This window comes from Dinghuibacter sp., from assembly GCF_035492835.1.
Classification (GTDB): Bacteria; Bacteroidota; Bacteroidia; order Chitinophagales; family Chitinophagaceae; genus Dinghuibacter.
This window is the reverse complement of the sequence record NZ_DATJIY010000097.1, coordinates 15,108-41,598: the sequence shown is the minus strand read 5'-3', so window position 1 is coordinate 41,598 and position 26,491 is coordinate 15,108. Positions and strand designations below refer to the sequence as shown.

29 protein-coding genes are annotated in these 26,491 nt (G+C 57.0%); 20 read left to right on the top strand and 9 right to left on the bottom strand.

Going from position 1 to position 26,491, the window contains the following annotated elements:
* Window positions 1–140: 140 nt before the first annotated feature.
* Both murA and VL547_RS09445 read right to left on the bottom strand, forming a co-directional pair.
* Window positions 141–1,448, bottom strand: a complete 1,308-nt coding sequence (gene murA, locus VL547_RS09450; RefSeq protein ID WP_325577413.1) for a UDP-N-acetylglucosamine 1-carboxyvinyltransferase — start codon at window positions 1,446–1,448, stop codon at window positions 141–143.
* Window positions 1,445–2,206 (bottom strand): DUF4290 domain-containing protein, encoded by a 762-nt coding sequence (locus VL547_RS09445; RefSeq protein WP_325577412.1) that lies wholly within the window; start codon window positions 2,204–2,206, stop codon window positions 1,445–1,447. Before VL547_RS09445 ends, murA begins: the two co-directional genes overlap by 4 nt.
* A 41-nt stretch (window positions 2,207–2,247) precedes the next feature.
* Here VL547_RS09445 and VL547_RS09440 point away from each other — a divergent pair, with 41 nt between their 5' ends.
* From VL547_RS09440 to pdxH, 15 genes are all read left to right on the top strand, one after another.
* The gene (locus VL547_RS09440; RefSeq protein ID WP_325577411.1) at window positions 2,248–3,192 is read left to right on the top strand and encodes a glycosyltransferase; all 945 of its coding nucleotides are present in this window, start codon (window positions 2,248–2,250) and stop codon (window positions 3,190–3,192) included.
* 45 nt (window positions 3,193–3,237) lie between these two features.
* Window positions 3,238–3,570, top strand: coding sequence for a gliding motility protein GldC (locus tag VL547_RS09435; protein WP_325577410.1), 333 nt, complete (start codon window positions 3,238–3,240; stop codon window positions 3,568–3,570).
* 13 nt (window positions 3,571–3,583) lie between these two features.
* A complete protein-coding gene (locus VL547_RS09430; protein ID WP_325577409.1) occupies window positions 3,584–4,036 on the top strand; it encodes a GatB/YqeY domain-containing protein in 453 nt (150 codons plus the stop codon).
* The gene (locus VL547_RS09425) at window positions 4,036–4,563 is read left to right on the top strand and encodes a CvpA family protein (RefSeq protein ID WP_325577408.1); all 528 of its coding nucleotides are present in this window, start codon (window positions 4,036–4,038) and stop codon (window positions 4,561–4,563) included. Before VL547_RS09430 ends, VL547_RS09425 begins: the two co-directional genes overlap by 1 nt.
* Before the next feature lie 85 nt (window positions 4,564–4,648).
* Window positions 4,649–5,419: an alpha/beta hydrolase gene (locus tag VL547_RS09420; protein WP_325577407.1), complete on the top strand. Its 771-nt coding sequence runs from the start codon at window positions 4,649–4,651 to the stop codon at window positions 5,417–5,419.
* A 13-nt stretch (window positions 5,420–5,432) separates the two neighbouring features.
* Window positions 5,433–6,095, top strand: coding sequence for a CBS domain-containing protein (locus VL547_RS09415; protein ID WP_325577406.1), 663 nt, complete (start codon window positions 5,433–5,435; stop codon window positions 6,093–6,095).
* Window positions 6,095–7,522, top strand: coding sequence for a BamA/TamA family outer membrane protein (locus tag VL547_RS09410; RefSeq protein ID WP_325577405.1), 1,428 nt, complete (start codon window positions 6,095–6,097; stop codon window positions 7,520–7,522). The genes VL547_RS09415 and VL547_RS09410 overlap by 1 nt, the downstream gene beginning before the upstream one ends.
* Window positions 7,523–7,536: 14 nt before the next feature.
* Window positions 7,537–8,415, top strand: a complete 879-nt coding sequence (locus VL547_RS09405) for an NAD kinase (protein WP_325577404.1) — start codon at window positions 7,537–7,539, stop codon at window positions 8,413–8,415.
* 82 nt (window positions 8,416–8,497) lie between these two features.
* Window positions 8,498–9,340 carry a DUF6089 family protein gene (locus tag VL547_RS09400; RefSeq protein WP_325577403.1) on the top strand — a complete coding sequence of 281 codons (843 nt, stop codon included), beginning with the start codon at window positions 8,498–8,500 and terminating at the stop codon, window positions 9,338–9,340.
* A 244-nt stretch (window positions 9,341–9,584) separates the two neighbouring features.
* Window positions 9,585–10,028 (top strand): 50S ribosomal protein L13, encoded by a 444-nt coding sequence (gene rplM, locus VL547_RS09395; protein ID WP_325577402.1) that lies wholly within the window; start codon window positions 9,585–9,587, stop codon window positions 10,026–10,028.
* Between the two features lie 26 nt (window positions 10,029–10,054).
* Window positions 10,055–10,444, top strand: a complete 390-nt coding sequence (rpsI, locus tag VL547_RS09390) for a 30S ribosomal protein S9 (RefSeq protein ID WP_325577401.1) — start codon at window positions 10,055–10,057, stop codon at window positions 10,442–10,444.
* 54 nt (window positions 10,445–10,498) lie between these two features.
* Window positions 10,499–11,455, top strand: a complete 957-nt coding sequence (rpsB, locus tag VL547_RS09385) for a 30S ribosomal protein S2 (protein WP_325577400.1) — start codon at window positions 10,499–10,501, stop codon at window positions 11,453–11,455.
* Between the two features lie 75 nt (window positions 11,456–11,530).
* Window positions 11,531–12,379: a translation elongation factor Ts gene (gene tsf, locus VL547_RS09380; protein ID WP_325577399.1), complete on the top strand. Its 849-nt coding sequence runs from the start codon at window positions 11,531–11,533 to the stop codon at window positions 12,377–12,379.
* 122 nt (window positions 12,380–12,501) lie between these two features.
* A complete protein-coding gene (gene pyrH, locus VL547_RS09375; protein WP_325577398.1) occupies window positions 12,502–13,212 on the top strand; it encodes a UMP kinase in 711 nt (236 codons plus the stop codon).
* A 6-nt stretch (window positions 13,213–13,218) separates the two neighbouring features.
* Complete coding sequence (pdxH, locus tag VL547_RS09370; protein WP_325577397.1) at window positions 13,219–13,863, top strand: pyridoxamine 5'-phosphate oxidase; 645 nt, start codon at window positions 13,219–13,221, stop codon at window positions 13,861–13,863.
* A 51-nt stretch (window positions 13,864–13,914) separates the two neighbouring features.
* Here the strand turns inward: pdxH and VL547_RS09365 are convergent, their stop codons facing one another.
* From VL547_RS09365 to VL547_RS09355, 3 genes are all read right to left on the bottom strand, one after another.
* Window positions 13,915–14,028 (bottom strand): 30S ribosomal protein THX, encoded by a 114-nt coding sequence (locus tag VL547_RS09365; protein WP_325577396.1) that lies wholly within the window; start codon window positions 14,026–14,028, stop codon window positions 13,915–13,917.
* Window positions 14,029–14,175: 147 nt separating this feature from the next.
* Window positions 14,176–14,475 (bottom strand): HU family DNA-binding protein, encoded by a 300-nt coding sequence (locus VL547_RS09360; protein WP_262710532.1) that lies wholly within the window; start codon window positions 14,473–14,475, stop codon window positions 14,176–14,178.
* A gap of 208 nt (window positions 14,476–14,683) precedes the next feature.
* A complete protein-coding gene (locus VL547_RS09355) occupies window positions 14,684–14,989 on the bottom strand; it encodes a DUF4286 family protein (RefSeq protein ID WP_325577395.1) in 306 nt (101 codons plus the stop codon).
* Between the two features lie 35 nt (window positions 14,990–15,024).
* Between VL547_RS09355 and VL547_RS09350 the strand changes: the two genes are divergently transcribed.
* Entirely contained in the window at window positions 15,025–15,948 is a 924-nt protein-coding gene (locus tag VL547_RS09350) for a class I SAM-dependent methyltransferase (RefSeq protein ID WP_325577394.1), read from the top strand.
* 8 nt (window positions 15,949–15,956) lie between these two features.
* Here VL547_RS09350 and metH read toward each other — a convergent pair whose 3' ends face one another.
* From metH to recR, 3 genes are all read right to left on the bottom strand, one after another.
* Window positions 15,957–18,632, bottom strand: a complete 2,676-nt coding sequence (gene metH / locus VL547_RS09345) for a methionine synthase (protein ID WP_325577393.1) — start codon at window positions 18,630–18,632, stop codon at window positions 15,957–15,959.
* A 2-nt stretch (window positions 18,633–18,634) separates the two neighbouring features.
* Window positions 18,635–19,639 (bottom strand): homocysteine S-methyltransferase family protein, encoded by a 1,005-nt coding sequence (locus tag VL547_RS09340; protein ID WP_325577392.1) that lies wholly within the window; start codon window positions 19,637–19,639, stop codon window positions 18,635–18,637.
* Between the two features lie 173 nt (window positions 19,640–19,812).
* A complete protein-coding gene (gene recR, locus VL547_RS09335; RefSeq protein WP_325577391.1) occupies window positions 19,813–20,436 on the bottom strand; it encodes a recombination mediator RecR in 624 nt (207 codons plus the stop codon).
* A gap of 61 nt (window positions 20,437–20,497) precedes the next feature.
* Here recR and serC point away from each other — a divergent pair, with 61 nt between their 5' ends.
* The 4 genes from serC to VL547_RS09315 all read left to right on the top strand — a co-directional run bounded on the left by serC (window position 20,498) and on the right by VL547_RS09315 (window position 25,762).
* The gene (gene serC / locus VL547_RS09330; RefSeq protein ID WP_325577390.1) at window positions 20,498–21,568 is read left to right on the top strand and encodes a 3-phosphoserine/phosphohydroxythreonine transaminase; all 1,071 of its coding nucleotides are present in this window, start codon (window positions 20,498–20,500) and stop codon (window positions 21,566–21,568) included.
* Entirely contained in the window at window positions 21,568–22,797 is a 1,230-nt protein-coding gene (locus VL547_RS09325; RefSeq protein ID WP_325577389.1) for a DUF1015 domain-containing protein, read from the top strand. The genes serC and VL547_RS09325 overlap by 1 nt, the downstream gene beginning before the upstream one ends.
* Before the next feature lie 14 nt (window positions 22,798–22,811).
* The gene (locus VL547_RS09320; protein WP_325577388.1) at window positions 22,812–23,846 is read left to right on the top strand and encodes a tetratricopeptide repeat protein; all 1,035 of its coding nucleotides are present in this window, start codon (window positions 22,812–22,814) and stop codon (window positions 23,844–23,846) included.
* A gap of 101 nt (window positions 23,847–23,947) precedes the next feature.
* Window positions 23,948–25,762, top strand: coding sequence for a long-chain fatty acid--CoA ligase (locus VL547_RS09315; RefSeq protein ID WP_325577387.1), 1,815 nt, complete (start codon window positions 23,948–23,950; stop codon window positions 25,760–25,762).
* Between the two features lie 182 nt (window positions 25,763–25,944).
* Here the strand turns inward: VL547_RS09315 and VL547_RS09310 are convergent, their stop codons facing one another.
* Entirely contained in the window at window positions 25,945–26,391 is a 447-nt protein-coding gene (locus tag VL547_RS09310) for a DUF6934 family protein (RefSeq protein WP_325577386.1), read from the bottom strand.
* Between the last annotated feature and the right edge of the window lie 100 nt (window positions 26,392–26,491).

Sequence of the window (26,491 nt, the reverse complement as noted above, 5' to 3'; positions counted from 1 at the left end):
TTTACCCCGTTTTGCGAAACGTTTCGCAAAACGGGGTAAAAGAGGCACCCCACCCCACTGACCGGGGCCTGCACGCTTGGGGCGCACGGGACGGAATTGGGCGGCCGCGAAAAGGCGCACGGGGACCGTGATAAGCGGGCTTAGTTCACGCGGCGCACGCTCGCCCCGAGGCGGCGAAGCCGCTCGTCGATGTATTGGTAGCCGCGGTCGATTTGTTCGATGTTCTGGATGACGCTGCGGCCTTCGGCGGAAAGGGCGGCGATGAGCAGGGCTACGCCGGCGCGGATGTCGGGGCTGCTCATGGTGATGCCCCGGAGGCGGCGCTGGCGGGCCAGACCGACCACGGCTGCGCGATGGGGGTCGCACAGGATGATCTGGGCGCCCATGTCCATCAGCTTGTCGGTAAAGAACAGGCGGCTTTCGAACATCTTCTGGTGGATCAGCACGCTCCCGCTGGCTTGGGTGGCGACGACGAGGAGGATGCTGAGCAGGTCGGGGGTAAAACCCGGCCAGGGGTGGTCGTAGATGGTCGGTATCGAACCGTCCAGGTTGCCCTGGATCGTATAGAGCTCTTGTTCCGGGACGATGATGTCGTCTCCTTCCAGGACCAGCGCGATCCCCATCTGACGGAATTTGTCGGGGATCTGGCCGAGGTGGTCGAGACCCGCGCTGCGGATCGTGATGGCGCTTTGGGTCATGGCGGCCAGCCCTATAAAGGAGCCGACCTCGATCATGTCGGGGAGCAGCCGGTGCTCGGTCCCGCCGAGCCGGTCCACGCCCTCGATGGTGAGGAGGTTGGAACCGATGCCGCTGATCCGTGCGCCCATCCGGTTGAGCATCCCGCAGAGCTGCTGGATGTAGGGTTCGCAGGCGGCATTGTAAATGGTAGTGGTACCTTCCGCCATGGAGGCGGCCATGACGATGTTGGCGGTCCCGGTCACGGAAGGCTCGTTCAGGAGCATGTAGGAGCCCTTCATGTCCTTGCCGTCCAGGATAAAGTAGTTGTCGCCCGTGTTGTAATCGGGTTTTACGCCCAGCTTTTCAAAGCCGATGATGTGGGTGTCCAGCGGACGGCGACCGATCTTGTCGCCACCCGGGCGGGGGATGAAGGCCTTGCCAAACCGGGCAAGCATGGGCCCGGCGATCATGACGGAACCCCGCAGACGACCGCCCTTCTGGCGGAAAGCCTCGCTCTGCAGGTAGTCGACGTCCACATTATCGGCCGTGAATATACAGGTATCCCTGCTGGGACGTTCAATGGTAACGCCCATCTCTGAGAGCAATTCGATCAGCAGGTTGACGTCCAGGATGTCCGGGATATTGGTGACCTTGACGGTCTCGGCGGTCAGGAGTACGGCTGAAATGATCTGGAGGGCTTCGTTCTTGGCGCCCTGGGGCACGATTTCCCCTTTGAGCTTTTTGCCGCCTTCTACTTCAAAAGCGCTCACTTAAATCTTTTTTTGTTGAATCGGTTGCGGTTGCCGTTGCCGTTGCCGTTATTGTTGCCCCCCTGGCGGTTGCCGTTGCCCCCGTCCCGGTTCCCGTTGATGTTTCGGTTCCCGTTGCCGCCCTGACGGCTGCCATTGCCGCCGCGGTTGTTCTGGGAATAGTGCTGTTTGTGGCGGGGCTTGCCCACGTTGGAGATGAACTCTTCGCGTTCGGGGCTTGCGCGGTGTTTGACAAAGGGGCGGTTGTTAAACTCCAGCTGACCCTGGGTCAGGTTGTTCAGTTCAGCCTGGATGGAGTCGTCGTGTACGAGCTCGTGGTGCCAGTTGCTGTACGCCAGCTTCATGTAATAGGCGATCGCGTTGGCGAACCCCTGCCGCTTGTCGGCGTCCTCTTCGCTAAGGGCCTTATTGATAACGATCTCGATGTTTTTACCGAGGTGGTTGAACTTGGGGTAGCGCTTGGGGTAAGGCAGGCGTTCGGGTTTGCTTTTCAGCGTTTCCCTCGTGGGGATGGGATAAGGGCTCTCGACGTCGAGCTTGAAATCGGATATGAGGAACAGGTGATCCCATAATTTGTGACGGAAGTCTTCGACGTTGCGGAGCTGGGGGTTGAGAAAACCCATCAGTTCTATAAGGGCGTAGGCGTTTCGTTGTCTTCTCTCCGGGTCCTCGATCGTCATCAGATAATCCACCATTTGCTGAATATGCCGACCATACTCTCGCATGGTCATACTGGTGCGTAACGTGTTATATAGCATAAAATGTATGTGATTCGAAGTTACAGTAAATTTGTAAGGTTATGCATTTCGCCATTGACGGTACTTTATGGGAAAATCCAGCCGCTGACGGGTATGACCGGATGGTTCTATCTGTGCTTGAAGGCTTGAGAGGCCTGGGCCATACTTATACAATATTAGGGAAAAAAAACGCAACTCCCGCAACTGCGTCCCATTGGGCCGAAACCGCTCCCAACTGGCGCGAGCAGTTCATCCCCGGCGGCTGGCTGAAAAAAACGGTCCCCCGGGTGATGCGGGAGCGGGGTTTGGACCGCTGGGTGAGCTGGACGGGTCAGGCGGTCCCGGCGGAGGTGCCACAGACGCTGCTGCGGGTGGAACCGCTTAAAGGGGTGAGGCTCACGACGGCCGACGGAAAGGCCGGGGTGATATTACCCCCCTATTACCCGCCGGCGGGCCCCTTTGCCTGGGAAGAGCGGGAAGCTATCCGGGCGACTTATAGCGATCGGAGAGAATACTTCCTATGGCTCGGCGTCATAGACCGGCAGGAACGCTGGAAGGAAGTCATGAAGGCGTTTTCCCAGTTTAAAATCCGGCAGCGGAGCCAGATGCGGCTTCTGATAGCCCCCTGGAGGGTGGAAGACCCTACTTTCCAGGAAAGCCTCGATACGTACAAGTACCGGGCCGATGTCAGAGTAATGGAACAATGGGCGCCGGCAGCGCCGGGCGCCTACGCCTGGCTGTACACCGCGGAGACCGACAACCTGGGTTGGGTGGCCGCAGCGGCCCTGACGATGGGCGTCCCGCTGATCTCGACCGCGGAAAGCGCCGCCCGGGGGTGGGCGGAAAACGCGGTAGAATGGGTCGACCCGGATGCTTTCCCGGCCATCGTGGAGGCCATGCTACGCCTGTACAAGGACGAAGCATATCGGAAGCGCTTGATGGACAACGGCCGCGTCCCTGACGGGGCGGCTGTGTTACGCCAATATGAACAAGTCTTAACAGGTTAGCAGTCGATTAATCATTACCTTTGCCATCTTAGTTAATTTGTTAATATGAGCAAGAACTCCATTTCGGTGGACGTATACCTGGATGAAAACAAGATCCCTGAGAAGATCGAATGGCGGGCGCAAGACAATATTGAAAGAGCCAAAGCCTTCATGATGGCCTTCTGGGATGGCGAAGACAAGACCGCGATGCGGATCGACCTGTGGACCAAGGATATGATGGTCGATGAAATGGCCGATTTTTATTACCAGGTGCTGCTGACGATGGCCGACACCTATGAGCGGGCCACCCATCAAACCGAGCTGGTGGCCGATATGAAGCAGTTTGCGGGCACTTTTTATAAGAAATTCAGGGAAATCCAACAAAAGGGTAACACTTAAGCGAAGCAAAACTATGTCACTGGAACAAACCATCAATACCGATTTGAAAACCGCCATGCTGGCCAAGGACGAACCGACGGTCCGAAGCCTGAGGGCCATCAAGGCGGCGATCATCCTGGCCAAGACGTCCGAAGGGAACAACGGGACGGTGTCTGAAGCCCAGGAGCTGTCCCTGCTCCAGAAACTCGTCAAGCAGCGGAAGGATTCCATCGAAATTTTTCAGCAACAAAACCGGGCCGACCTTGCCGGTAAGGAATTGGAAGAAGTCTCCGTGATCGAGAAGTATCTTCCCGCCCAGCTCAACGCGGACGAACTAAAGACCGCCCTGAAAGGCATCATCGAAAAAACGGGGGCAAAGGGCCCGGCCGACATGGGTAAGGTGATGGGCGCCGCGAACAAGGAACTGGCAGGCAAAGCGGATGGTAAGTCCATAGCCGCCGCCGTAAAGGAATTGCTCCAGGGTTAATGATCATTGACATCCTCTTATTGGTTATCGTCTGCCTGGGCGCGATCAGGGGTTTTTTCCGGGGACTCATCCTGGCCCTGTTCGCCCTGGTCGCTTATGTGCTTGGGCTGGCGGCGGCCATGAAGTTCTCTCATGCGATGGGCGTTTGGCTGGAACCCATGATCCATGCCGGCGCCCGGTGGATGCCGCTGATCGCTTTTCTCGCGGTCTTCCTCGGTGTCGTCCTGCTCGTCCGGTGGCTCGCGCTGATGTTGCAAAAGGCCGTGGAAGGTCTGACGCTCGGATGGGCTAACCGGCTGGGAGGGATGCTGTTCTATATAGTTCTATATGTAACTATCTATAGTATCCTGTTGTACTACGTGGTGCGGATGCGGTTGATCGGCCAGGATACGCTGGGGCATTCGGTTACCTACCCTTACCTTTCGATGGTGGCGCCCAAGGTCATCGGGGTGTTGGGGCTAGCGCTACCCTGGTTCAGGGACATATTTGAACGGTTGGACAAATTCTTTGATAAAGTAGGCCCATAGTCATATTTTAGCACCCGGGAGACTGCCGGAAAATGAGTAAATTGTCGGAAGAAAGAGGGTGATTTAACAACGGAAGATTTTTGGAATGATGAATTACGAAATCAAACAGCAGGATAAGTTCAGGTTTATCGAGGAAGGACAGGGGGAACCACTCATCCTTCTGCATGGCTTGTTCGGAGAGTTGAGCAACTTCAAGGACCAACTGGGGTACTTTAGCCGCCACTACCGGGTGGTATTGCCCCTGCTGCCCCTCCTGGACCTGGATCTCCTCCATACTTCTGTCGGAGGTCTCCAGAAGTACGTCCACAAATTCATCGAAACCAGGGATTATCAGGATATCCACCTGTTGGGCAACTCCCTGGGCGGACACGTAGCCTTGCTCCATACCCTCAAACACCCTGAAAGAATAAAATCCCTGATCCTGACGGGAAGTTCCGGTCTCTTCGAGAACGGGATGGGAGACAGCTATCCCAAACGGGGGGATTACGAATATATCCGGCGTAAAACGGAGCTCACATTTTACGATCCTGCGATGGCCACCAAGGAGTTGGTGGACGAGGTCTACGCGATCACGTCCAACCGGCTGAACGTCGTCAAGATCATTGCGCTGGCGAAGAGCGCCATCCGCAACAACCTGGGGGAAGAGGTAAGCCAGATACAGCAACCTACCTTGCTCATCTGGGGCAACAACGACACCATTACGCCTCCTTTTGTGGGTAAAGAGTTCCACCGCCTGATCCAGAATTCGGAGCTACACTTTATTGATAAATGCGGGCACGCACCGATGATGGAGGTACCCGGGGAGTTCAACGAAATCCTCGAGAAGTTCCTCAAAGAGCTCCCGGTGAGCGCCTGACCAAACATAAATCATGCGGGCCGTTAACCTGTTATCCCATTCGATCCCCAATCTTCGGGTACAAGACACCGCCAGACAGGCCTTGCAGCTGATGACAGACTACCACATCACCCATCTCCCCGTCACCCAGGACGATAAGTACCTCGGGCTGGTGGAGGAGAACGAGCTGCTGGACGTCGAAGACGACTCCAAATCGATCGAAGAGCTGGGTATGATGTTGAACAAGGTGGCCATAGCGGAGGAAGAGCACTTCCTGGCTGCGTTGCGCCTCTGGAAGAAAATGCATTTGAGTGTGATCCCTGTTGTCCGGCTTGACGGCGAGTTCCTCGGCGTCATCACCACATCGGAGCTGTTGATAGCGCTGGACGAGTATACGGGGGCGGAGGAACCGGGCGGCCTGATCATACTGAGCATGGAGCCCCGTAACTTTTCGCTGAGCGAGATAGGCCGGCTCGTGGAATCCAACGACGCCACCGTCGTGCACGTGACTACACAGAAGGACCCCAATACGGGCATGCTCACCGTCTCCATCAAACTCAACCGGAACGACATACAGGATGTGCTCGCCACCTTCCAGCGGTACGAGTACGTCATCGAAACGTATTTTGGAGACAACCTTTCGGAGGACGACCTTCGCTCCAACTACGCACATTTAATGAATTATCTCAATATTTGATGGGTTTACGGCTGAGCGTTTGCGTTCTGATTTTATTGCTAACCACCCAGGCCTCCGGCCAAAACACACCCGACAGCGCGACCGTCCTGGTGCGCCGCATCGTCCTTCAAGGCAACAAAAAGACCCGACCTTATATCATTCTCCGGGAGGTACCCTTCCGGGAAGGAGACCGCATACCCGTGGCCAGGTTGAACGACCTGCTCCAAAAGACCCACGAACAGTTGATGAATACCTTCCTGTTCATCGACGTGACGCCCGGGGTCATGAACTGGAGAGATGGGGCTGTGGACGTCGTGCTCGACTTCAAGGAGCGTTGGTACATCTTTCCCATCCCCTATCTCAAGATCATCGACCGGAATTTCAACCAGTGGTGGGTGGAAGAAAACCACAGCCTGCAACGGGTGGACTACGGCATCCATTTTTCCTGGTACAACATCACCGGTCGTAACGATAAGATACACCTCTACCTCGAGAACGGCTACAACCGGCTGGTCAACCTGGGATACGAAAGCCCCTACCTCGACCGGAAGCTCCGCCAGTACCTGGTCTTTGGCGCGCTGTACAACAACGCCAAACAGGTTAACTACGCCACCGATTCCAATAAGCAGGTGTTCTTCCCGGATACGACGCACCTGAGCGATGTGTTTATCCACCGGACCGTACAAGGCAGTATCGGGTACGTATACAAGATAGGCTCGACCCAAAAACATACCGTGCAATTCGGGTATACCAACGAGTTGATCGGCGACACGATCAATGCCCTCATCGGCAAGGCCGGCTATGCTTCGTATTTCGCGGGGGGGCGTACGCACATACGTTACCCGGAGCTCAGTTATACGTATCAGTACCAGGGGGTGGATTTTATCCCTTATCCACTCAGGGGATGGTCCGTATACGCCCAGATCGACGACAAGGGTCTGGGTCTCACGCCTGATATGAATTGCCTGACGGTGACCGTCCGGGGCGGCTATTACCGGCCGCTGGGGTGGCGCACCTACCTGGGCGCGGAGGCCTCGGTGGTTGCCAAGACGCCCGGCGTCCAGCCGTATACCACCCAGCACCTGCTGGGCTTTGGCGGGCTATACCTCCAGGGGCTGGAGTACTATATCGTGGATGGCTCGTTTGGCGCGCTGGGCCGGCTGACGGTGCGGAGGGAAATCCTCAACCACGAATTCCCGACGTTGTTCAAAAATTCCAGGATATACGGTACCCTGCCCATCCGCATGTTCCTCAAGGCCTACTTCAACGCCGGGTATGTGTCGTCGGATGGTCCGCAGTACGGCAGTTTTCTCAACAACCGTTTCCTGTATACCGAGGGGGTCGGGCTGGATATCGTGACCATTTACGATATCCAGCTGAAGATCGAGTTCAGCTGGAACCAGTTGGGTAAAAGCGGTCTGTTTTTACATAATTACAAAGGCTTTTAGTTAACTTGGCTACCATGCGCATCGGTATATACACGAGGGGAATGGAGGAAGATCAGCTTACGGAAGTCCAGATGTTGATGGACGAACTTGCCCGACACCGGATCACCCCGGTCATCTACCGCCCTTTCTACGAACAGATACGGGAGCGCGTACGCGTCCCGGAGCCCGTGGAGCAATTCGAAACTTTTTACGACCTGGACGAGCAGATCGATTGCTTTATCAGCCTGGGCGGGGACGGTACCCTGCTCGACACCGTTACGCTGGTACGGGACAAGAAGATCCCCATCCTGGGGATCAACTTCGGCCGGCTGGGATTCCTGGCGGGGATCGGCAAGGAAGAGCTCCGGACCGCGGTCGCGTCGCTCATCAACCGTACGTACGTCCTCGACCGGCGCTCGCTGATCCACCTGGACTCCGATGAGCCCCTGTTCGGGGAGGTGCCTTACGCCCTCAACGAATTCGCGATCCACAAGAAGGACACGTCCCCGATGATCAAGATCCACACCTATCTGAACGGGGCGTTCCTGAATACCTACTGGGCGGACGGTCTGATCGTATCCACGGCAACGGGCTCTACCGGCTACAACCTGAGCTGCGGCGGCCCGGTCATTTTCCCGGACGCCGCCAATTTCGTCATTACCCCCGTGGCGCCCCACAACCTCAACGTCCGCCCGATCGTAGTGCCCGACCACAACATCATATCCTTCGAGATCGAAGGCCGCTCCGATCAGTTCATCTGCGTGCTGGATTCGCGGAAGGAGATCGTTTCGCGGCAGGTCCAGCTGGCGGTGAAAAAAGAGAGCTTTTCCATCAATCTTCTTCGCCTCAATGAGAATAACTTTTTGCAGACCCTCCGGAATAAGCTCTCCTGGGGGCTCGACAAGCGCAATTAGCGCGGCGGGGCAGCCCCCGCAAAAGAAACTGGCGCCGCCGCATACAAAAAAGGGCCTCTTATTCGTTTCCTAGCCTGTAATTATGAACAAATTCGCGTTCCTGCTGGTGCTCTGTCTGGCTTTTTTGGGCGCCCGGGCTCAATACGAAAGTTTTATCCATACCGGTGAAATAGGCATCACGGCGGGTGCGGCAAGCTATTTCGGGGACCTCAATACCAACGGGGACATCACCCACTCCAAACTGGCCCTGGGGGCTTTTTTCCGGAAACAATTCGGGGACTATGTCGCCCTGCGGCTCGGCGGTCAGTACGCCCGGGTGGGTTATAGCGATATTTATAGCAAAAACGCCTACCAGCATACCCGGAACCTCAGCTTCAACAGCGACATCTGGGAATTGACCCTCCAGGGGGATTTTAACTTCTTTCGGTTCAACCCCGTAGACCCGGATGAACGATTTACGCCGTACCTCACTTTGGGGGTAGGCGCGTTCCACTACGACCCCTATGCCTACCTGAATGGCCAGAAATATTATCTCCGCCCCCTCCATACCGAGGGGGAAGGCGTCGTCTCAGGCAGGAAAGAATACAGCACGATGGCCATATGCCTTCCCATCGGGTTCGGGTTCAAGTACGCCCTGAACGAAGACGTCAATATCGGCTTCGAGGTCCTCTACCGGTTCACCACCACCGACTACCTGGACGACGTCAGCACGACTTACGCTGGCGCAGCGGCCTTCCCGACCCAACCCAATGGCGAACCCTCGGTGGCTTATCTCCTCCAGGACCGCTCCTATGTATATGGGGCGCCGATCGGCGAAGCCGGCCGGCAGCGGGGGTACTCCGGGAACAAAGACTCCTATGCCACCGCGCAGATCACGCTTTCCTTCAATTTGGGCACCTACCGCTGCCCGCCGGTGCCGCACTAGGCGCCCGATTGCCCCGCCGGTGTCACATAGGCGCCCCGATAGCCCCGCCAGGCGCCGTTTTGAGGCCTCCATCTTCGCGAGGTGTCAAAAAATTCATTGAACTACAGCGTTTTGTGAGGGTCCGCTGAAAAAAGTCGCGCGAAAACTGGTTTTTCCGCAAATTATTCTCGTACCTTTGCGCTCCCTCACCTGAGGGATGCCCTGCCCGGGATGGCGGTAGGGTGATAACAATAAAAAAGAAAAAATGAGCCAACAACATTTCACGACCAAGCACGCCAACGCGGCTACTGTCCAGCACAACTGGTATGTGGTGGATGGTACCAATCAAACCGTGGGTAGGATGTGCGCCAAAATCGCAGCCATTCTTCGCGGGAAGAATAAGGCCTATTACACGCCCCACGTAGATTGTGGTGACTACATCGTAGTGATCAACGCCGACAAGGTGAAGTTCACGGGTAACAAGCTGGAAGAAAAGGAGTACATCCATTTCACCGGTTATCCCGGCGGTAAGAAGACGGAGCTCGCCAAGGACCTCCTGAAGCGTCGCCCCGAAGCCGTTATCGAAACGGCCATCAAGGGGATGCTCCCCAAGAACCGCCTCGGCAGGAAGATGTTCAAAAAGCTGTTCGTTTATGCCGGCGAAGCGCATCCGCACGGCGCCCAGCAGCCTAAAACCCTCCAATTCTAATCACTAACACACCAAATTCCAGATACATGGAAAAACAAAAAAATGCAGTGGGTCGTCGTAAAGAAGCCGTCACCCGCGTCTTCCTGAGCAGGGGAGAGGGCAAGATCACGGTGAACGACAAGGACTACAAGGTCTACTTCCCGCTGGTATATCTCCAGAACCAGGTGGAAATGCCGCTCAAGACGGTTGAGGCGCTGGACAAATACGACGTGAAGATCAATGCCACCGGCGGTGGGATCAAGGGTCAGGCAGAAGCCGCCAAGCTGGGCATCGCCCGCGCGCTCTGCGAAATCAACCCGGAATTCCGCCCCGCGCTCAAGGCTGCTGGCCATATGACGCGTAACCCGGCCGGTGTCGAGCGTAAGAAACCCGGTCGCAAGAAGGCTCGTCGCTCGTTCCAGTTCTCTAAACGTTAACCTCAAAAGTGTGCTTCTGTCCCTGGGACGGTCGCTCAGCATAAAAATTCGAAAATGGAAAATAATACGTCTCTCCAGCAGCAGCTCCTTGAAGCCGGCGTTCACTTCGGCCACCTGCGCAAGAAGTGGAACCCCAAGATGCTGCCTTATATCTTCGCTGAGAAGAAAGGTATTCATATCATCGATCTGAACAAGACGGTCGACCACCTCCAGGAGTCTGCCGCCGCCCTCAAGCAGATCGCCAAGAGCGGTAAGAAGATCATGTTTGTCGCTACCAAGAAGCAGGCAAAAGAGATCGTCACCGATTGCGCCAAGCGCGTCAACATGCCCTACGTCACCGAGCGCTGGCTGGGGGGTATGCTGACCAACTTCGCCACCATCCGCAAAAGCGTCAAGAAGATGCAGAGCATCGAAAAGATGCTCAGCGACGGCACCTTCGACAGCATCACCAAGAAAGAGCGCCTGACCCTCTCCCGCGATAAGGACAAGATGGAAAAGGTGCTGGGTGGCATTTCCCAGCTGAGTAGGGTGCCCGCAGCGCTCTTCCTGGTGGACATCGGTCACGAGCACATCGGTCTGGCCGAAGCCAAGCGTCTTGGGATCACCACCTTCGGGATGGTCGATACCAACGGCGACCCCAACAAGGTGGATTATGCGATCCCTTCCAATGATGACGCGACCAAGTCGATCGCCATCATTACCGAATACATCACCGCAGCCATTGCGGAAGGTCTGGCCGAGCGCCAGGCTGAAAAGGCCGACGAGGTTGAAGAGACTGAAGAGTCCGAAGCCGGCGGTCCGAAGTTCGAAATGGGCAGCGAAGAGGAACGCGAGCGTAGCCGTCGGGGTGGTCCCGGTGGCGGCAGCGGTCGCGGACCCGGCGGTGGTGGCCGTGGCCCCGGTGGTGGCGGTCATGGTGGCGGTGGCGGTCAACGTCGTCGTACCAGCAGCCCTGCCGGTGGCGGCAACCGCGGTCCCCGTCCCGGTGGCGGTGGAGGCGGCCCTCGCTAATGCTTTCGCATTAAGCCTCGATTAAACATTTTTACCGGGCCGCGAGGCCCGGTATTATTTCTTTAATATTGAACTATGAGCACGACAACGATAACAGCAGCAGATATCAACAAATTGCGCCAGGCAACAGGCGCCGGGATGATGGATTGCCGTAAGGCCCTCACCGAATCGAACGGAGACTTCGACGCCGCCATCGACTGGCTGCGTAAGCAAGGCCAGAAGGTGGCCGCCAAGCGCCAGGACCGCGAAGCCAAGGAAGGCGTGGTCATCGCCAAGACGACCCAGGGCGGTGCTTCCGGTTTCGTCCTTTGCGTAGCCTGCGAAACCGACTTCGTGGCAAAGAACGCGGAATTCGTTGCCTTCGCCCAGAGCCTGATCGACCTGGCGATCGCGAAGGACCTTAAGACCCTCGACGAGCTGAACGCCGCTCCCTACGAAGGGATAACCGTAGTCGAAAAGATAAACGAGCAGGTGGGTAAGATCGGGGAAAAGATCGGCATCACCCGTTTCGAACGCATCGACGCGGCCGCCGTCGCCGCCTATATCCATGGCGCTAACCGCATGGGCGTCCTGGTCGGTCTGAGCAAGGGTGGCGACGCCGCCCTCGAGGCCGGTAGGGACCTCGCCATGCAGATCGCCGCCATGAACCCCGTAGCAGTCGACGAAAGCTCGGTTCCCGCCGAGGCCATCGAACGCGAAAAGGCCATCGTCCTGGAGCAGATCAAACAAGACCCGAAGATGGCCGGCAAGCCCGACGAGATGCTCGAAAAGATCGCCGCCGGGAAGCTGAACAACTTCTTCAAGGAAAGCACCCTGATGGCGCAGGCCTTCGTAAAGGACAACTCGAAGAGCGTAGCGGATTACCTGAAGAGCGTGGATCCCGCGCTGAAGGTGACGAGCTTCGTTCGCGTAGCACTTGGATAAGCATCGCTAATCATATTGGAAGCCGCCCCGAAACGGGCGGCTTTTTTTTGCGCGCCGCGCCGCGGGCCTGTGGCCCGCTCTTTTTCCCTATCTTCGCCCCCAATATCAATCATCGAGACAACATGCTCCCTAAGTACAAACGCATTTTGCTGAAGCTGTCCGGTGAATCGCTGATGGGCGAGAACAGCTTCGGGTTGGACCCCAATGTGATTGCCGCTTACGCACAGGATATAAAGATCATCACGGACCTCGGAGTACAGGTCGCCATCGTGATCGGTGGCGGGAATATTTATCGGGGGATGAATGAACAGGAGACGGGTATCGAACGCGCCCAGGGGGACTATATGGGGATGCTCGCCACCGTGATCAACGGGATGGCCCTCCAGAGCGGTTTGGAGAAGATCGGGGTGTACACGCGTCTCCAGAGCGCCATTAAGATGGAGCAGATCTGCGAACCCTATATCCGCCGCCGCGCGATCCGTCACCTGGAAAAGGGCCGCGTCGTGATCTTTGGCGCAGGCACGGGCAACCCCTACTTCACCACCGACACGGCCGGCTCACTCAGGGCCATCGAAATCAAGGCGGACGTCATTCTTAAAGGCACCCGCGTGGACGGTATCTATACGGCCGACCCCGAAAAGGACCCCACCGCGAAGAAGTACGATACCATTACCTTCTCCGAAGTCATCTCGCGCAGTCTGAAGGTCATGGACATGACCGCCTTTACGCTGTGCCAGGAGAACAACCTGCCCATCATCGTGTTCGACATGAACCGCCCGGGGAACCTGCTGCGCGTGGTTACAGGCGATGCGGTGGGGACGCTCGTCAAATAAAGGATCGTGCAACAGATAGCCGACATACGTAAGGATTACAAACTAAAGGAGCTCGGCGAAAGCACCGCGGCGCCAGACGCGCTGGCGCAATTCGGGCGCTGGTGGGAGGAGGCGATGGCTTCGCAGATAGACGAGGTCAACGCGATGACGCTCGCGACCGTCTCTCCCGGTGGTTTGCCCGACGCGCGGATCGTGTTGTTGAAGGGGTTTGACGAGCGGGGATTTGTTTTTTTCACCAATTATGACAGCCGTAAAGGCGAAGACATGGCCGCGCACCCGCGGGCGACGCTTTTGTTTTTCTGGAAGGAGCTGGAGCGCCAGGTTCGGATCAGCGGAGCCGTGGAAAAAGTAAGTGTGGCCGAAAGCGACGCCTACTTCCACTCCCGGCCCGTCGGCAGCCAGCTGGGCGCCTGGGCGTCTCCCCAAAGCCAGGTTATCGCCGACCGCTCCGTGCTGGATCATAACCTCGGGGAGGTCACCCGACGGTACGGCCCGGGCGAAATCCCGCGCCCCCCCCATTGGGGCGGCTACCGCGTCGTCCCCGTTTCCATCGAATTCTGGCAGGGCCGGCCCAGCCGTCTCCACGACCGTCTCCTCTATACACGCAACGAGGCGGCCAATACCTGGAGTATCGACCGCCTCGCACCATAAACGAATGCTCGTATGCCGCGGACGCGTTGCGCCCTTAGGGCTATACGCGCCCTATGCGGGCTTCACGATGAATTTCGCGTGCTTCGTTTTCTTCTTAAGCCGGGTCTTACCAAAAGACCCGCGGAATATCTTACCCTTTTTCGATTTTTTGTCACCGCGACCCATTGCGCAAATTTTTATTGTGTGATGAATGCCCGCCAGCAGCGCCCTCGGGGCGTCAAATGTACGAAATTTCGGCGGGGCGGGGCATAAAAAAAGCAGGTAGGCTGTTATAGCGCACCTGCTTTCGCAAAATCGCTTTCGGCTGGATACTTACAGCTTGGCAGCAAGTTCCTTACCGGCCTTGAACTTGGCGACCTTCTTCGCTTTGATCTTGATCACGGCGCCAGTCTGAGGGTTGCGGCCATTACGGGCAGCGCGTTTGGTGACGGAGAAAGTTCCGAAACCAACCAGCGTCACTTTACCACCACCTTTCAGGGTTTTGGTAACGGCTTCAACAAAAGAGTCGAGTGAAGCGTTGGCCTGGGTCTTAGTGATGCCGGCGTCTTCGGCGATTTTAGCAACTAATTCAGCTTTGTTCATAGTAGGGTATATTTTAGCAGAAACAAATATAGCCGGTTTTTTATTTCAACAAAATATTTTTGGCCGGAAAATGGGTCGTGCAAATTCGCTATAACCCGCATGGTGTAAGGGTTTGGAAGCAAAAATTTAGCAAACGGGGTAGTGCTGATCGGCTGAAACCCCCGCCCACAGCGGATTTGGGTAAAAAACCCTGATAGCTAGTCTGGGTGCGGGTTTCCAGGGAGGAATATATCCACACCTAGTGCATAACTTCCATAAGCGTTTTGAAGGAGAGACATTTTTCGCCCCAGAGGCGCTGGCTTTCCCTTTCCAGGACCGGTTCATAGTCGTTAGCGAAGTGGTCGCAGGCGTCCCGATCCTGCGCATAATACTGCACGGCGAAGGTAAGCCCATGGCTGGCGTCCAGGTCGAGCAGGCGGACGAGCTGGAAGCGCTGGAAACAGCCGGTGTCCATGACCGCCGGCAGGTGCTTGTCGCGCATCCATGACAGCCAGTCCTGCAGGATGGCGGGGTCGATCAGTGAAGTGACGTTATAGATATACATCCGGGTACAAAAAAACGAATAATTTCACGTAAGAGATGAACAAGACTGCGATCGCGTCCTTTTCACACCTGCTCGATCGGATAACGCCGGGGGACATCTCCGCCGATCCCTACGCAGCCGCCTACCTGGAGCATTTGCTGGCGCACCGGCAGTACTACCTGCGTCTTTACGCGGACCTGTTGAAAGACCTGCGCACCGATGGCAGCCTCATCGACTTTGGCTGCGGGAACGGGCTCCTCGGGCTTTTCGCCCGGCATTGCGGGTTTGAAAAGGTGGCCCTTGTCGATGTCGACGAGCACTTCCTGGCGGCCGCAGGGACCCTGGCGGACCGGCTGGGGCTCACCGTCACGACGTGTCGCGAACTGCCTTCGCAAGGCTACAGGTATCTCGTAGGGACCGACGTCGTCGAGCACGTATACGACCTTTCCGCGTTGATGCGGGGAGCCCGCGGGCTGGAGCGCGTCACCCTGACGACCTCCGCCAACCCGCTGCACTGGATAAAGGCGCGGCAGATAAAGAAGATCCAACGGATCGACGAGCATGTCGGCACCCCGGCATCGGCGGCAAACCGTTGGGTTGCGGTCCGGCCCTTCTACGAACAGCGTTTGGAGATCGCCGGCGGCGTGCGGGAACTGGCAAGACTAACGCGGGGATTGCGTAGGGACGATATTTTGGCAGCGGCGGCGCGCTACGCGGCGACGGGCGAGCTCCCCCCGGAGCCGTCGCACCCGACAAACACCTGCGACCCCGAAACCGGCAGCTGGACGGAGCGGTTACTTTACCCGGAGGAGTACCGTCAATGCTTTGCCCACGGCGGATTTGCGCTCAAAATACGGTACGGGCCATACAATGCCTGTGAGGGTGGGGCCAAGGCAGCGATACTAAAAGCGGTGAACGCGATGGCGCACAACCCGTGGCTCGCGGCCTACCTCATCCTGGAAGGCCGGCGTCAGAAATAAGGCCGTCGTCAGATGTCATAATCCAGGTTCGGGCGGAGCCATTTCTCGACCTCCTCCACGCTCATCCCTTTGCGGACCGCATATTGCTCCACCTGGTCCTTGTCGATCTTACCCACCCCGAAATAGATGCTTTGGGGATGGCTGAAGTACCAGCCGGACACCGAGGAGGCGGGATACATCGCCAGGGATTCGGTGAGGGAAATACCCGTTTTACCGGTGGGATCGAGGAGGTTGAACAACTTCCACTTTTCGGTATGGTCGGGACAGGCCGGATAACCGGGCGCGGGGCGGATACCCTGGTAGCGTTCGGCGACGACGTCTTCGGGCGTAAGCTGCTCGTCCGCGGCATAACCCCAGAGCTCGCGGCGGACGCGTTGGTGCATCAGCTCCGCGAAGGCCTCGGCCAGCCGGTCGGCGAGCGCCTTTAGCAAAATGGAATTGTAGTCGTCGTTCTGGCGTTCGAAGTGTTCGATCCACTTTTCGATGCCGATGCCGGTAGTCACCTCGAAGCCGCCGATATGGTCGCCTCCGAGCGGGCTGACGAAGTCGGCCAGGCAGAATTGCGGCTGGTCCGCCGCCTTCTTGATCTGCTGGCGGAGGTGGCAGAGGCGCTGCTCGGAGCCGTCGACAGCGATCAAAACATCATCCCCGTCGGCGCGGGCGGGCCAGAACCCCACCGCGGCATTGGCGGTCAGCCACTTCTCATCGACGATCCGCTGCAAAAGCGCCCGCGCGTCGTTGTACAGCTTAGTCGCTTCCGCGCCAAAGCGCTCGTCGGACAGGACGGCGGGGAAGCGTCCCGGCATTTCCCAGGCCATGAAAAACGGGCCCCAGTCGATCATTTTGGCGATCTCCCCGAGGTCATAGTCCAGGAAGTGCCGCACGCCCGTAAAGCTGGGCGCCGGCGGCGTATAGGACGACCATTCGATGGGCATGGGCCGCGCCTGGGCGTTGGCTATCGGGAGCAACTGTTTTATGGTCTTCTTCCGCGCGAAGTCTTCCCGGAGTTTTTGATACTCCACGGACAGCTGGGCCAGGAAATTTGGTTTTTGCTGCGGATTGAGCAGGTTGCCGGTCACGGTTACGCTCCGGCTGGCGTCGAGTACGTGGACGACGCCGTGGGGGTACTCCTGGGCGATCTTGACGGCGGTGTGGGTGCGTGAGGTGGTGGCGCCCCCGATCAACAGCGGTATGGTCATGCCGCGCCGGTTCATTTCCTTGGCAACGTGCACCATTTCGTCCAGCGAAGGGGTGATCAGGCCGCTCAAACCGATGACGTCGGCCTCTTCCTTTTGGGCGGTCTCCAGTATCTTGTCGGCGGGGACCATCACCCCCAGGTCGACGATCTCATACCCGTTACAACCCAGGACCACGCCCACGATGTTCTTGCCGATGTCGTGCACGTCGCCCTTGACCGTGGCCATGATCACCTTACCGGCGGAGGTCCGTTTTTGGGACGTTTTTTCCAGTTCGATATAAGGCGTCAGTACGGCCACGGACTTTTTCATCACGCGCGCGCTTTTGACGACCTGGGGTAGGAACATTTTCCCGCTCCCGAAAAGGTCACCCACCACGCTCATCCCGTCCATCAGCGGCCCTTCGATCACATCCAGCGGTTTGGGATAGGCCTGGCGAGCCTCTTCGGTATCGGCCTCGATATAGTCGGTGATGCCGTTGACCAGGGCGTGGCTCAGGCGTTGTTGGACGGTGCCCTGCCGCCAGGTCTCATCCTTCACATGGACGGCGCCCTTGGCCTTGACCGTTTCGGCGAAGACGATCAGGCGGTCGGTCGCGCCGCCGCTCGGGTCGCGGTTCAGGATGACATCCTCGCACAGTTTTTTGAGCTCGGGTTCGATCTGTTCATAGACGGGCAGCTGGCCCGCGTTCACGATCCCCATGTCCATGCCGTTCGCGATGGCATAGTACAGGAAGATCGAGTGCATGGCCTCCCGGACGGCTTCGTTCCCCCGGAAGGAAAACGACATATTGCTCACGCCCCCGCTGATCTTGACGAGGGGGTACTTTTGCTTGATGAGGCGGCAGGCCTCGATGAATTCGACGGAATAGTTGTTGTGCTCCTCGATACCCGTGGCGATCGCGAAGACGTTCGGGTCGAAGATGATGTCCTGCGGCGCGAAACCGGCCGTCTCCGTGAGGATCTTGTACGCGCGCTCGCAGATGCGCATCCGGCGCTCGTTGTTGTCCGCCTGGCCGTCTTCGTCAAAACACATGACGACGACTGCGGCGCCAAAGCTTTTGCAAATGAACGCCTGTTCTACGAATTTAGCTTCCCCTTCTTTCAGGGAGATCGAATTGACGATACACTTCCCCTGTACGCATTTGAGCCCTGCGTGGATGATCGAAAACTTGGAGGAGTCGATCATGATCGGGATCCTGGCGATGTCGGGTTCGCTTTGCAGGAGGTTGAGGTAGGTCGTCATGGCCTTTTCCCCGTCGAGCAGGGCGTCGTCCATGTTGACGTCGAGGACCTGCGCGCCGTTTTCCACCTGCTGGCGGGCGACGCTCAGGGCTTCTTCGTATTGGCTTTCCCGGACAAGCCGGGCGAACTTCTTGGAGCCGGTGACATTGGTGCGCTCCCCAACGTTGACGAAATTGGTTTCGGGGCGGACGATCAGGGGCTCGAGTCCGCTGAGACGGAGATAAGGAGGTATGACGTTCGACATGGTTACAGGGCTGCCGCGAGCTCGGGTAGAGGCCGGGGCGCGAGTTTTTTTACTTGTTCTGCGATGTGGCGGATATGGTCGGGCGTGGTGCCGCAGCAACCGCCGACGATGTTGACATAACCCTCGCGCGCCCATTCCTCGATGAAGTGGGCGGTTTGTTCGGGGAGCTCGTCGTATTCACCCATGGCGTTGGGAAGCCCGGCGTTGGGATAAGCGGAGGTGAAACAACCCGCGATGTGGCTGAGCTCTTCGACGTGGGGCCGCATTTCCGCCGCGCCCAGGGCGCAGTTGAGACCGACGCTCAGGGGGTTCGCGTGCTGGACCGAAATATAGAAGGCCTCCAGCGTCTGACCGCTGAGGGTGCGGCCGGAAGCATCGGTAATCGTCCCGCTGATCATGATGGGCAGCTCGGGTTTACCGCTGTCGCGGAAGAACTTCTTGATCGCGTAGATCGCCGCCTTGGCGTTGAGCGTATCGAAGATCGTCTCGATGAGGAGCAGGTCGACGCCGCCTTCGACCAGGGCTTTCACCTGCTCGTAATAGGCGTCCGAGACCTCGTCGAAGCTCACCGACCGGAAACCCGGGTTGTTGACGTCGGGGGATAGTGACAGCGTTTTGTTCATCGGGCCGATGGCGCCGGCGATAAAGACCGGCCGGCCGCCGCCGAACGCCCGGACCGCTTCCCGGGCCACGCGCGCCGCCGCCACGTTGATCTCGTAGGCCAGGTCTTCCATGTGGTAGTCCGCCATCGAGACGCGCTGGGCGTTGAAGGTATTGGTTTCGATGATGTCGGCGCCCGCCTCGAGGTATTCGAGGTGGATGCCTTTGATGATGTCGGGCTGGGTCAGGCAGAGCAGGTCGTTGTTGCCTTTAAGGTCAGAGGGCCAGTCCTTGAAGCGTTCTCCCCTGTAGTCTTCTTCCGTCAACCGGTGGCGTTGGATCATGGTTCCCATCGCGCCGTCGATGATCAGAATTCGCTTGCGTAAACAATCACTGATCGTTTCCATAATTTTCCTCCTTTTTTTCAGAAGGAACTGCCATAAACGCGGGGGTTGTGTATCATCCGGTCAGGGATGGATTGGAGCCTCGTAACGCGTTTATTAGTTCTGTTCTGAATCTTTTTCAGTTCAGGCCGAACAATAAACAAATCCGCCTGTTTTCGAAACGCAAATATACGCATTTATAATGTACGCCCAACATATTGTCCCACCGGTAGCCTCCCCGCCAGCGACCGGGCCAGCGTCAGCTCATCCGTGAACTCCAATTCCCCCCCGAACGATATGCCACGGGCTATCGTAGTGATTGCCAGGCTGTAAGGCTCCAGCTGTTTCTGGATATAAAAGATCGTGGTGTCGCCTTGTATGGTGGGACTCAAGGCAAAAATGACCTCCCTGGTTCCCTCCTCCTGTACCCTCCGGACGAGGGCGTCGATGGGAAGCTGGTCCGGGCCGATACCGTCCAGCGGCGACACCACGCCACCCAGGACGTGATATGTCCCGTTGTATTGGCCGGTGGCTTCCAGGGCCATGACGTCCCGTATGTTCTCTACTACACAAATTGTATCGGCTTTGCGTCCACGGTCGCTGCAAATGTTGCACAGCGGCCCGTCCGCGATGTTGTGACAGCGGGTGCAGAACCGGATCTCGTTACGCATACGGGCGATCGTATCGCTAAAAAGTTGAACGGACCCCTGCTCTTGTTTAATGAGATGCAAGACCAGTCTCAGGGCCGTTTTTTTGCCTATGCCGGGGAGTTTTGCGAATTCGTTCACCGCATTTTCCAAGAGGGAAGATGGGAAGATCATGACGCAAAGATAACAGATAGCCGTATTTTGATGTAGGTTTGCAGCCTAACAGGTTAACCCAATGATCCATAACTTTAACGCAGGACCCTCCATTTTGCCGGATGTGGTGCTGCAGGAAGCGGCCAAGGCAGTGCTGAATTTTAACGAAACCGGTCTTTCCATCCTGGAAATCGGTCACCGCACTCCTTTGTTCGAGTCCGTTCTGGATGAAGCCCGTTCCCTGGTTAGAGAGTTGATGAACCTGGGACCGGAATATGAAGTGCTTTTCCTCCATGGCGGCGGGACCACCCAGTTCATGGAGGTGCCCATGAACCTCCTGGACGAAACCGGTACGGCCGCCTATATCGATACCGGGGTCTGGTCCTCCAAGGCGATTTCCTACGCCAAACAATTCGGTAAGGTCGATGTCGTGGCGTCCTCCCAGGATAAAAATTATACATACATTCCGAGGCAGTTCTCTGTAAAACCGGGGACGGCCTATCTGCATATCACAACAAATAATACGATCTACGGCACAGAATGGCACAATATTCCCTCTACGAACGGCGTCCCCCTGGTAGCGGATATGAGCAGTGACATCCTGAGCCGGGAGATGGACTATTCGCGTTTCGACCTGATCTACGCGGGCGCCCAAAAAAACATAGGCGCCGCCGGAACGACTTTGACCGTGGTTAAACGCTCCGCGCTGGGTCATGTCCAACGAAAGATACCCGGTATCCTTGATTACCAGAAACATATCGAGGCAGGGTCCATGCTCAATACGCCTCCCGTTTTTGCCATCTACGTCAGCATGCTGACGCTGCGTTGGTTGAAGGCGCAAGGGGGCGTAGCGGCCATCGACCAGGCCAACACGCAAAAGGCCGCCCTTTTGTACGGCGCCCTGGACCGCTTGCCCGTGTTCTCGCCTACGGTGGTAAAAGAAGACCGGAGCCGGATGAACGCTTGTTTCGTGATGAAGGATCCCGCCCTGGAACAGGCCTTTGCCGCGCGCTGTAAGGAGGCCGGCATGTACGGCATAAAGGGCCACCGGAGCGTGGGTGGTTTCAGGATCAGTTTATACAACGCCCTGCCGCTGAGCAGTGTGAAAGATATAGTCTCCCTTATGGAAGACTTTGCTAAACAACATGGATAATGGCAGTCATCGCACCTTTTAAAGCACTTAGACCCCAGGCGCAATTTGCCCGGCTGGTAGCTTCCAAACCGTACGACGTGTTGAGCTCCCGGGAGGCGAAAGTAGAAGCCCAGGGTAACCCGAATTCATTCCTGCACGTCACGAAATCGGAGATCGATCTCCCGGAGGGGACGGACGTTCACTCCCCCGAAGTATATGTGAAAGCAAAGGAAAACCTCTACGCGTTCCTCCAGCGGGAAATCGTATTCCAGGAGACGAAGCCTTGCTACTATATTTACCAGCTTGTTATGAACGGCCGCAGCCAGACCGGGCTCGTCTGCGCCAGCGCCATACAGGACTATATGACGGGGGTGATCAAGAAGCACGAGCTGACGCGTCCCGAAAAAGAACTGGACCGGATCAACCACATCAAGGTCACGGGCGCGCAGACGGGGAATGTTTTCCTGGCATACAAGGACATCCCCGCCGTCGAACAACTGATCGATAAATGGATCAGGGACAAAACCCCGGTCTACGACTTCGAAGCCGATGACCAGGTCCGTCATACGGTCTGGGTGGTCAACGACGAACCCGTCATTGCCCAGATCACGGGATTGTTCGCGCACAGCTGCGGCTGTACCTATATCGCCGACGGTCACCACCGGGCAGCCTCCGCTTCCAAGGTCCGCATGGAAATGAGCACCGCGCCCACCGAGGCGTCCGGCTATTTCCTGACGACCTTGTTCCCGGCCAGCCAGCTCAGGATCATGGACTACAACCGGGTGGTAAAAGACCTGAACGGTCTGAGCGCCGGCGCCTTCCTGGAGCGCGTGGGGGACTCTTTCGACGTCGAGCCCTCCGCCTCGGCCGTACTGCCGGCGGAGCTCCACGAGTTCGGCATGTACCTGGGCGGCAAGTGGTACAGGCTGACTGCGAAACCCGGCACCTTTACCAGCGACCCGATCGGCGTCCTGGACGTGACCATCCTCCAGGAACGGCTACTAAAGCCCATTCTGGGTATCGACGACCCGCGGACCAACAACCGGATCGACTTCGTGGGCGGCATACGCGGTTTGGGGGAGCTGGAGTCGCGTGTCAACAGCGGCGACATGGCCGTAGCCTTCAGCCTGCACCCGGTGACCATAGGGCAATTGTTTGACATTGCCGACAGCGGTGAGGTCATGCCGCCGAAAAGCACCTGGTTCGAACCTAAATTGCGGGACGGTCTGCTGACCCACCTGATCCACTAAAACACTTTCAATCGATGCAGATAATTAGGACCACTATGTTGTTTGGGTTGCTCCTGGCGGCGACGTTCGCCCATGCCCAGACGGTGAAGGAGGAGCTGGAAACGGGGAACTCCCTCATGCAGGGCGGAGACTTTACCAACGCCATCGCGGTGCTCAACAAAGCTTACAACCAGGACGCCGGCAATATAGAAGTGGTAAAGTCCCTGGCATTCTGCTACTACCTCAACAAGGACTATTCGAAGGCTTTGCAGGTGATCGAACCGATGGTCTCCTCCGACAATGGTGACGACGCCTGTTACCAGGTCGCGGGAAACATCTATGTGGCCCTTGGCGAAAACAAGGAAGCCGAAAAGCTCTATAAAAAAGCCATTAAGAAGTTCCCCGACTCCGGCCCCCTGTACGCCGACTACGGCATCTTCCTGGGCAGCCTCGCGGAAGGCGCGGACGCCATCAAGGTTTGGGAGCAGGGGATCGAAGCGGACCCGAGCTATCCCGGGAACTACTACTACGCCTCCAAATATTATTACCCCATCGACCCGGTCTGGAGTCTTTTCTATGGCGAGATATTCGTCGACATGGAGAGCCTTACCCGCCGCACGCCGGAAATCAAGGCGCTCGTGCTGGACAGCTATAAAAAAGTATACTCCAAGGATGACTACCTCAGCCCGCTGACCGATAAAAAGGGCCGCCCCGCGAATGCCTTTGAGAACGCCCTCCGCGCCACCCTCAAAGCGCAGGCGTCCGCCCTCACCGGCGGCATCGATGCCGAGTCGCTCACGGCGATGCGCAGCCGTTTTGTGCTGGACTGGTTCAGCAAGTATGCTACCCAATTCCCCTGCCGGCTCTTCGACTACCAGCGCCAGCTGCTGCAGCAAGGGATGTTCACGGCGTATAACCAGTGGATTTTTGGTTCTGCCGGAGACGAAAAGACCTACAATGCCTGGGTGAGCGCGCACAATACGGAGTTCAACAACTTTTACGGATTTGCCCGGGGGAGGGTGTTCAAGATACCCAAGGGGCAATATTATCAGACCAAGGCGAAGGACTAGCTGCATGTGCGGCCCGTTTCCGGCGGCCCGTTGGGACTTCCCGGCGGCCTTGCGCGCGCTTCCCATAAAAACCCGTATATTCCTACCCTAATTGTTGCCGTATGACAACCACCGCGACGCGTCTATTTGATGGCCTGGACTACCAGCTGGAACGCTACAACAAACCAAACATGCTCTCCGCCAAGGAAAATGGCGCATGGCGTTCCTATTCGACCGCGGAGATCAAGGGGCTCGTCGATCGCCTGAGCACAGGGCTGTCCCGGCTGGGGGTCAGCGGCAAGGACATGACCCCCGAAGGCCAGGACAAGATCGCCATCATCAGCAACAACCGGCCCGAATGGGTGGTTACCGACCTGGCGGTCCAGCAGCTCGGGGCCGTGCTGACGCCCATCTATCCTACTACCAACCCGGTGGAGCTGGAGTTCATCCTGAATGACGCCCGGGTGGAATATATGTTTGTCAACAACAAGGAGCAGTTTGACAAGGTGGAGGCGCTGCGGCCGAAGGTGCCTTCTTTACGGCAGGTTTTTGCTTTTGACGCGGTTGACGGGGCTACCTCCTGGACTTCGCTCCTGGTCGATGCTTCAGCGGAAGAGGCCGCGCGGTTGAAGGCTTTGCGCGACGCCATCCTCCCCGACCACATGGCGACCATCATCTACACCTCCGGCACGACCGGGACGCCCAAGGGGGTAATGCTCAGCCACCGCAACATCGTAACCAACGTCATGATGGCCAAGGAAAGCTTCCCCTTCCCCGACGACCCGCAGACAAAGGCGTTGAGCTTCCTGCCCCTCAACCATATCTTCGAGCGTTGCGTTACCTTCATCTATATCTTTAGCGGCATCAGCATCTATTACGCGGAGAGCAACGACACCATCGCCGCCAACCTCCGGGAAATAAACCCCGACGGTTTTACCACCGTCCCCCGATTGCTGGAGAAGGTTTATGAGCGGATCATGGCGACCGCGCACGAGCTCAAAGGGATCAAGAAAACGCTTTTCTTCTGGGCGCTGGCGCTCGGGGAGAAATATGACAACAATAAGCATGGCTCCCTGGGCTATCGCCTCCAGTTGTCTCTGGCGAACAAGCTGGTCTTTTCCAAATGGCGCGCCGCGCTCGGCGGCCGCATCACCTTTATCGTCACCGGTGGCGCCGCGTGCCAGGAGCGCTTGTTGCGCATCTTCAACGCCGGCGGCATCCCGGTGTATGAAGGCTATGGCCCCACCGAGCACAGCCCCGTCATCAGCGTCAACCGCCGCGCCCCCGAAGGCATGACGCGCTTCGGTACCGTCGGCCCGATCATCAACGGAACGGAGCTTAAGCTCGCCCCCGATGGAGAAATATGCGTGAAGTCCCCCAGCGTCATGATGGGTTATTACAAACGCCCCGACCTCACCGCCGAAACCATCATCGACGGCTGGCTCCACACCGGCGATATCGGCATCCTGGAAGACAACGTCTTCCTGCGCATCACCGACCGCAAAAAGGAACTATTCAAAACCAGCGGCGGGAAATACGTCGCTCCCCAGGCCGTCGAAGGAAAGATGCTGGGAAGCTCCTTCATCGAACAGGTCCTGGTCGTCGGCCCCGAACGGAAATTCGTCGGCGCCCTGATCGTGCCGTCATTTACCGCGTTAAAAAAGTGGACCGCCACCAACGGCATACCCTATACCTCCAACGAGCAGGTCATCCGCGAGCCGCGGGTGCTGGAGCTTTTTGCCGCCGAAGTCGAGCGGGCCAACCAGACGCTCAACCACATCGAACAGGTGAAGAAGTTTGAATTGCTGCCGCAGGAGTGGACGGTGGATAAGGGGGAGATGACGCCGAAGCTTTCGATGAAGCGGAAGGTGATTACGGAGCATTACGCGGCGGCGATTGATAAGATTTATTCCGATGCCGTCGCGCCGCAGCGCTAGGACCTATTTTTTTTCCAGAGACTTGTACGCTTTAGGAATTCGATCGCGTCCAGGTATTCCTGCGAGAGCGGTTCAGTCCTAATATTGGTCCGGGTTATCGTGACTTCTACCCCATTGAGGATTTTCTTTTCGGAATGCACATAAGGCGCAATCTTTTTTTTAGTTAGTCTCATGTGGTAAAGTTATACAATTGTTTTTATGTAAAATCCCACACAGTTCCCTCCGCTTGAGGGGTTATAAACCTCTTCCTTAAATACGATACTATTGTCGTCTATTAATGCTATGACGACATATTCTTTTGTAAACATTTCATAGTGCATTCGAAGAATGCGGTTATACAATGCCGTTCGCGTTGGCGTGCTTCCTCTGAAATACACTGTTGCATGAGGATACCAGGCAAGAAAATCTTTCAAAATAGCGACAAGAGTTGCCATGACTTTTACCATATCCCCGTTATTTGAATTAGCCATATCATCCATACTGCCATCCTCTAGCAAATCCCCGAACGCAAGGTAGTAGACATTGGGTTCGGGGGTGGTATCAAACTTAACCTCCTTTATAATACGCGATTTTCCGACACTGATAAATGTATAACGGGACACTTCATCCCGCTTGTATGTATATGGCATCTGACCCATTGTTCCCAATTGTTAGGAAAGCAAAGGTAAAATGCTTTTTTCAAAAACCTGCTCAAGTAGTTGATATAGAACAATATAGACGAATATAGGA